Raw genomic sequence first — 7503 nt, forward strand, 5'->3', positions numbered from 1 at the left:
GTACAAGGGCGGGGCGTTCGGTACAAGGGCGGGGCGTTCGCCGCCTATGATCTTGCGACATTCACCGCCGGCGTGCCGGAACCCTCGATCAGTCACACCGTGACCAACGGCGACGCCACGATGGCGGTGAACTTCGGCGCGGGGACGCTGTCGGGGGCGACCACCGGCCTGGTGGCGCCGACCGGCGCGCCGGACCTCAACTTCACGTTCACCGGCGCGATCGCCGGCACGGAGTTCACCGCCAGCTTCGCCAACGCCAACAACACCCTGGCGGGGCCGATGAACGGCATGTTCGCCGGTCCGGGCGCGGCGGAAGCCACGGCCACCTTCCAGGCGACGACAGCGCCCGTGAACGTCACCTACCAGGGCGGCCTGGTGATGGTGAAGCAGTAGGCGGCGGCTAGCCCACGCCGTTCGGCAGGGCGGCCTTCTTGATCAGATAGGCCCCCTGGCCGATGCCGAAACTGCCCAGCAGGGCGGTGTCGACGTCGGGCAACTGGGTGGTCTTGACGATGTCGACCAGGGTCAGGAACTCCCAGCTGGCGCAGGCGAAGATCACCGTGGCCACGCCGCTGATCAGGATCATCTGGAAGTCGCCCAGGTCGGCCGTGCCGTAGTCGTTGAGCACCAGGTCGGTGAACCTCGGCCTTGTCGCGGCGGCCGCCGGAGTCGGGGTCAGGGCGGCCGCTGGAGACGCCGCCGCGCCGGCGGCCTTCTGCACGGCCACCACCTTGGCCGCGCCGAACGACAGGCCGGAAAGGCCGGTCATGGCCAGGACGTTGGCGGTCATCGAGATCCCGCCCATGTACCCCCAGCCCAGGAACCAGGCGCGCAGGATCAGGGTCGCGCCGTAGGCCACGGCGACGACGCCGAACCACAGCACCATTTGGGTCTGGGAATTGCTCAGGCGATTGTCGTTGCCGACCGCGAACCGCCAGGGCCGGCCGCCGGTGGCCAGGGCGGCCCCGGCGACGATCACCGCGAAGGCGCCGCCCAGGGCGATCAGTCGCTGCAGCGTCGGCACGGGCCGAGCCACGCGGGTGATCTGGACCACGTGTCGCGGGTTCAGCGGATCGTCGACCGTCAGCCAGATCCGGTCGCCCGCTCGGGCGCCCGCGTCCAGGGCCTGCTTGTCGGCGGGGCGATCGACGATCAGCACCACCGKGCCGGGGGCGCCGGTCGGCAGGAAGATCAGCTGGTCGTCATTGGCGCCCAGTTTCGCCGGTTCGACCCCGATCGACTGGATCACCCCGTCGGTCGGGGTCGGGGTGACGCTGGGCGAGGCCGTGTCCGCGCCGGCCGTCGCGGCCAGACTCAGAGCAAGACCCAGCGCCAGGCCGCACGCCAGGGCCAGGCCCCGGAAGTTTCCGATCGGTCGCATGCGTTCCCCCCAAAGGACCGGACCTTCCAAGGATCCGACGCCGCGTCCGGGCGTTGGGCTGCAACCCGACGACTTGCACGCGAGAATTGCAGGCTAGAACCGTGTTATTTGACTGGCAAGGGCGCGGCTCGCGCCGTTTCGCGGCAGGATGGGTCGAACCGCGCGAAGCGGCGCCGCTCCGCGCCGAATCCGTGACAGAACGTCGCTACCCGTCCATAACGGCCGTGTTCAGCCTCTATTCAGCCGCAACGCTCTAAACCGGAGCCCATGAAGCCGATCCACTTCCTTTTCGCCGCCGTCCTGGCCGCCTCCGCCCTCCCGGGCGTGGCGTCCGCGCAGCGCGGCCCGGACTCGCTGGGCGCCGATTGGCGCGCCCGGCAGGACCAGGCGCGTGGCGGCGTGCAGTCGGGCCAGCTGGTGCCGCTGAGCCGGGTGATCGAGCAGATCGGCCGTCGCACGCCCGGCCGCGTGCTCGACGCCGGCCTGGAAGGCCCCAACTATCGCGTTCGCTGGGCCACGACCGACGGCCGCCGCATCGACTTCATCGTCGACGCCCGGACCGGTCAGATCCTCAGCGCCAACTAAGCCCCTATATTCAGCGTCACGAGACAGAGGCTCCCCCTATGCGCATCCTGCTTGTCGAAGACGATCCCGACCTCTCGCGCCAGCTGAAGCTGGCCCTGGGCGACGCGGGCTACGCCGTCGACCACGCCGCCGACGGCGAGGAGGCCCAGTTCCTGGGCGAGAACGAACCCTACGACGCCGTCGTGCTGGACCTGGGCCTGCCCAAGGTCGACGGCGTGTCGGTGCTGGAGCGCTGGCGGCGCGGCAATGTCGCCACCCCGGTGCTGATCCTGACCGCGCGCGGCTCGTGGAACGAGAAGGTCGCGGGCTTCGACGCCGGCGCCGACGACTATCTGACCAAGCCGTTCCACACCGAGGAGCTGCTGGCCCGCCTGCGCGCCCTGCTGCGCCGCTCGGCCGGCCACGCCTCGCCCAGCCTGTCGTGCGGCGGCTTGCGTCTGGACCCGCGCGCGGCCCGGGCCAGCGTCAACGGCGAGCCCCTGCGCTTGACCTCGCTGGAATACCGCCTGCTGCACTACATGATCATGCATCAGGGCCGGGTGATCGGCCGCACCGAGCTGGTCGAGCACCTGTACGACCAGGACTTCGACCGCGACTCCAACACCATCGAGGTGTTCATCGGCCGGCTTCGCAAGAAGCTGGGCAGCGACCGGATCGAGACCGTGCGCGGCCTGGGCTACCGCCTGACGCCGCTGGAAGGCGAGACGACCGAGTGATCCTCCACAGGAGCGCCTAGCCGATGTGGGACCTCAGCAAGCGTTCGCTGGTCCGGCGGCTGGTGCTGCTGGCCGCGGCCTGGAACCTGGTGGTCCTGGTCCTGGCGGGCGTCTTCCTGACGGCCCAGTTCCGCGACGCGGCGATCCGCCGGTTCGACCAGTCGCTGGCCGTGCTGACCGACGACCTCTATGCCGGCTCGACCGTCGAGGAGGGGGCGCTGAAGGCCCCGGTCCTGACCGATATCCGCGCCACGCGGGCCTATTCCGGCCGCTACTGGACGATCTTCGACCAGCCGGCCGGCGGCGGCGGGCTGAACGTCATCGAGCGCTCGCGGTCGCTGTTCGACAGCGACCTGATGATCCCGCTCGATCAGTCCGAGCGGCTGATGTCGGCGCCGGGCAAGACCTTCTATTTCGACCTCAAGGGTCCTCAGAACAGACCTCTTCGCGCCGCCGCCCTGCTGGCCCGGTTGCCGGGCTATCCGCGGCCGGTGGTGTTCATCGCCGCCGAGGATCGCTCGCCGATCGACGCCGACGCCGACCGCTTCGCCCGCATCACCACCCTGGCCCTGCTGATCCTGGGCGGCGGCCTGATCGCCGCCGTGGTCGTGCAGGTGCGGGTGGGCCTGCTGCCGCTGTTCCGCCTGCGTCGCGAAGTGGCCTCGGTGCGGCGCGGCAAGGCCGAGAAGCTGGAGGGGATCTATCCCGAGGAGCTGGCGCCGCTGGCCGTCGAGCTGAACGCCCTGTTGTCGCACAACCAGGAGGTCGTCGAGCGCCAGCGCACCCATGTCGGCAATCTGGCCCACGCCCTGAAGACCCCGCTGTCGGTGATGCTGACCGAGGCCGGCCAGCAGCCGGGCTCGCTGGCCGACGTCGTCGCGCGCCAGGCCGCGACCATGCGCGAGCAAGTCGACCACCACCTGCGCCGGGCCCGCGCCGCCGCCCGCTCCCAGACCTCGGGCGAGCGCACGCCGGTCGAGCCGATCATGGACGAGTTGGCCGTGACCCTGGAGCGGATCTTCCAGGACAAGGGCGTCGAGATCGACTGGCGGTGCCCCGAGAACCTGTGCTTCCAGGGCGAGCGTCAGGACTTCATGGAGCTGGCCGGCAACGTGATGGAAAACGCCGGCAAATGGTGCAAGGCCAAGGTCCGCGCGGAGGCCGTGGGCAGTTCGCCCGAGCAGATGACCCTGACCGTCGACGACGACGGTCCCGGCCTGCCGCCGGACCGCTGGAGCGACGCCCTCAAGCGCGGCCAGCGGATGGACGAGCACACCCCGGGCTCGGGCCTGGGCCTGTCGATCGTCGATGAACTGGCCCGCGCCTACGGCGGCTCGGTGACCCTAGGCGCCTCGCCGCTGGGCGGCCTGCGCGTGACCCTGGTGCTGCCGAGGTCGGGCGGGTGAGAATCGCTTTCCTCCCCCGCGCAGCGGGGGAGGTGGCGCGGCGCCGMTWGGCGACGTGACGGAGGGGGCGTCCCGGCCGCTCCGCTCGCGATGAGGCTTTGGTCACATCCCGAAGCCGCTGACGCCCCCTCCGTCACGYTGCGTATTCGCAGCGCGCCACCTCCCCCGTTTCACGGGTGAGGAGAGCCGGGTCAGTCTGCGCTCAACCCAACATTTCGTCGGTTTTCGACAGACACCGGTGACAACGCTCAGCGACCGTTTGACGCTGGGGCTCGAACCGCAAAAACTTATGGTTTCGGAAAGTCTTAACCTCGTTGGAGACATGGTTGACGCGGCCCGGATTCGGGCTCGTCCGGTGGGGGGTTATGGCAGCAGTCGCCGCCAACAAGTTGCTGATGGTTCGGAAGCTGGTGGAAACCGCGCCCGACGCCGCGCTGCGCAGTCTCGAGCTCGCCTTGTCCGGTCCGGCCGGCGGGCAGGGCGCGTTGGCGGCCGTGCGCGGCCTGGTCGAGGACGAGACCGCCGCCCGCTATGTCCGCAACAGCGTGCTGGCCCCGATCGTCCCGCTCTGCACCAAGCGCGACACCGAACAGACCTCGTTCCCGCCCCGCACCCTGTCCCTGCTGTGGTCCGCCCTGAGGGCCAAGGCCCCCAAGCAGGTCGAGGAAGCCGCGGCGCGCTGCAATCCGTGGGACCTGGAAGAGGGCCCGCCCGAGGTCTTCAGCGAACTTTGCACGATCGCCTCCAAGGGCCTGCGCGCCCAGGCCGAGCCCGGCTTCCAGGCGCTGGACGCGATCTGCGACATCGACGAGCTGGCCTCGTGCCTGGAGCTGTCGGCCATCGTCCGCGCCGCCCTGCCCAGGCTGCAGGAATGGGTCAGCAAGATGAGCGAGGAGCGCGCTTCGGCCGCGCGCCTGGCCTATAACGACGCCTGCGAGATCCGCCCGGACGCCGGGCCGCTGCTGTTCGAGATGCTGGGCGCCCACCTGCCGGACGACTGGCGGATCCTGCGCGTGATCTCGGCGGTGATGGAACGGCCCAACGACAAGTTCTGGGCCTCGTCCGAGGTCAGCGTGTTCGGCGAGCGGGTCCTGACCGACATCGAGAAGAACATCGCCTTCATCGCGGCGTTCGATCCCGCCAAGGGCGAGGCCGAGGGCCGCAAGGCCGCCTGCGCCGCCCAGAAGGTCTCGCAGGAGATCGCCGAGTTCGAGCAATCGGTGAACCTGGCCAAGGACGGTCCCTGGGGCCGGCGGATCGCCAAGTACAAGCAGGGCGTCGCCGAGGCCGTCGAGACGCGGATGAACCAGGCCGAGAAGGAACTGCTGGCGGCGCTGCCGCTGCGGCCGATCTCGATCCTGGCCGGCAAGAAGGGCAAGGGCGTTCCCCAGCTGACGGCCGAACCCGACGAGGCCCAGACCCGACGACTGACCGCCGTGCTGGTGTTCATCGCCGAGATCCGCGGCTGCGCCCTGCAGAGCGGCTACGGAACCAGCCGCGCCAAGGTGCTGGAAAAGCTGAACGGGCGCCTGGACCAGTACATCGAGGACATCCTGCACATCGTGCGCACCGGCGACGGCGGCGACCAGGGCCTGGCGCGCCTCTATGTCGATCTGGCCGCCGGCTTCATCGCCTACAGCCGTGACGACAAGACCGCCGAGATCGTCCGCCGCCGCGCGGCCGCGGCGATGGCGGCGGCCGCCTAGCCGCCTCGGGTTCCTTAAGCGCTTTTTTCGCTAACGGCCGCTCAAAATCCCCGCTAACACGCCAGTATGATCGCTTTCTGGATCGCCGCGGCGGGATTGTCGGCTGTCGTCGCCGCCTTGATGCTGCGCGGCGCCGCGCGGGCGTCCCTGGCCGTGGGGACGGGGGGCGGCGACGACGCCAGCCTGGCCGTGCACCGGCGGCAACTGTCCGAGATCGACGACCTGGCCGAACGGGGCCTGCTGGCCGACGCCGAGCTGAAAGGCGCGCGGGCCGAGGCCGGCCGCCGTTTGATCGCCGCCGCCGACCACCAGGCCGCGTGGCCGCCGGCCAATCCCCGGCTGCGGCCGCTGGTGCTGGTCCTGGCCGCGACCGCCCCCGTGTTGGCGATCGGGCTCTATGCGCTGGTCGGAGCGCCGGGCGTGGCCGACCAGCCGTTCCTCAAGCGCGTGGTCGAGTGGCGTCACACCGATCCTCTCCAGCTGGAGCCGCAAAAGATCGCCGCCGTGCTGGAGCAGATGGCCATCCAGCGCCCCACCGATCCCGAACCGCTGAAGAACCTGGCCCTGGCCCGGATGGCCGCCGGCGACGCGACCGGCGCGTCCCAGGCCCTGCGCCGCGCCGTGATCCTGGCCCCCGCCCGCGCCGACCTCTGGGCCGGGCTGGGCGAGACCTTCGTGGCCGAGGGCCAGGGCGAGATCGGCGCGGACGCCCGCAAGGCCTTCGCCGAGGCTCTGAACCGCGACCCCAAGAACGTCAGCGCCCGCTATCACCTGGGCATGGCCCGGATCGCGGACGGCGACGTCAGCGGCGGCGTGGCCGACTGGAAGACCCTGCTGGCCGACCTGCCGGCCGACGATCCGCGCCGCGTGGGCTTTGGCCGCCAGATCGCCCAGGTCGAGGCCGACGGCGGCATACGCGCCTCAGCCGCCCCGACGGGCCGGCCCGCCGAGGCCGCGCAAGGCGCCGCGGGCGCCGACGTCGAGGACATGATCCAGGGCATGGTCGCCGGCCTGGCCGCCAGGCTTGAAGCCAATCCCGACGACCCCGACGGCTGGATCAAGCTGGTGCGCGCCTATGCGGTGCTGGGCGACGCCGGTCGTCGCGACGCGACCTTGGCGAAGGCCCAGGCGCGCTACAAGGATCAGCCCAAGGTGCTGGCCGCCCTGCGTCAAGCCGCTCAAACGCCCTCCCAGAAGATCCAGCCATGAGCTTCCTGCCCAAGTCCCGAAAGGCGCGCCGCCGCCTGACCGTCCTGGCCGTCGCCGCCCCGGTGGTGGCCCTGGCCGTGGGGCTGGCCCTGTGGGGCATGCGCGACGCCATCTCGCTGTTCTACACCCCGGCCSAGGCCGCCGCCGCCCACGTGCCGGCCGGTCGCAAGGTGCAGCTGGGCGGCTTGGTGCAGGCCGGCAGCGTGGTCAAGCATCCGAACGGCCTGGTCGAGTTCGTGGTAGCGGACCAGCGCTCGACCGCCCTGGTCCGCTACCAGGGCGACCTGCCCGACCTGTTCCGCGAAGGGCAGGGCATCGTGGCCTCCGGTTCGTTCGACGAGTCCGGGACCTTCGTCGCCAAGCAGGTGCTGGCCAAGCACGACGAACGCTACATGCCGCGCGAGGTCTCCAAGGCTCTGAAGGAACAGGGCGAATGGCGCGGCGACGGCGCGAAGCCGGCTTACTACTCCTCCCCCGTGAAAACGGGGGAGGTGGCGGCG

8 protein-coding genes are annotated in these 7503 nt (G+C 70.7%); 7 read left to right on the top strand and 1 reads right to left on the bottom strand.

Annotation, left to right across the window (positions count from 1 at the left end; translation table 11 throughout):
- Positions 1-393: transferrin-binding protein-like solute binding protein (locus tag AC1DZ6_RS14435; protein ID WP_477097851.1), on the top strand; the 393-nt coding region annotated here is incomplete at its 5' end.
- A gap of 7 nt (positions 394-400) precedes the next feature.
- On the opposite strand, the gene AC1DZ6_RS14440 is transcribed toward AC1DZ6_RS14435, so the two are convergent.
- The gene (locus tag AC1DZ6_RS14440; protein WP_477097852.1) at positions 401-1381 is read right to left on the bottom strand and encodes a hypothetical protein; all 981 of its coding nucleotides are present in this window, start codon (positions 1379-1381) and stop codon (positions 401-403) included.
- Positions 1382-1648: 267 nt separating this feature from the next.
- Here AC1DZ6_RS14440 and AC1DZ6_RS14445 point away from each other — a divergent pair, with 267 nt between their 5' ends.
- From AC1DZ6_RS14445 to ccmE, 6 genes are all read left to right on the top strand, one after another.
- The gene (locus AC1DZ6_RS14445) at positions 1649-1966 is read left to right on the top strand and encodes a PepSY domain-containing protein (RefSeq protein ID WP_477047973.1); all 318 of its coding nucleotides are present in this window, start codon (positions 1649-1651) and stop codon (positions 1964-1966) included.
- A gap of 38 nt (positions 1967-2004) precedes the next feature.
- Complete coding sequence (locus tag AC1DZ6_RS14450; RefSeq protein ID WP_477097853.1) at positions 2005-2682, top strand: response regulator transcription factor; 678 nt, start codon at positions 2005-2007, stop codon at positions 2680-2682.
- A gap of 23 nt (positions 2683-2705) precedes the next feature.
- Complete coding sequence (locus AC1DZ6_RS14455) at positions 2706-4088, top strand: ATP-binding protein (protein WP_477097854.1); 1383 nt, start codon at positions 2706-2708, stop codon at positions 4086-4088.
- Positions 4089-4453: 365 nt separating this feature from the next.
- Positions 4454-5794 (top strand): hypothetical protein, encoded by a 1341-nt coding sequence (locus AC1DZ6_RS14460; protein WP_477097855.1) that lies wholly within the window; start codon positions 4454-4456, stop codon positions 5792-5794.
- A gap of 66 nt (positions 5795-5860) precedes the next feature.
- Positions 5861-7003 (top strand): c-type cytochrome biogenesis protein CcmI, encoded by a 1143-nt coding sequence (ccmI, locus tag AC1DZ6_RS14465; RefSeq protein ID WP_477097856.1) that lies wholly within the window; start codon positions 5861-5863, stop codon positions 7001-7003.
- The coding region (gene ccmE / locus AC1DZ6_RS14470) for a cytochrome c maturation protein CcmE (RefSeq protein WP_477097857.1) at positions 7000-7503 on the top strand (504 nt) is incomplete at its 3' end. The genes ccmI and ccmE, both read left to right, overlap by 4 nt.

Source organism: Caulobacter sp. P1_B12_2, from assembly GCF_056406675.1.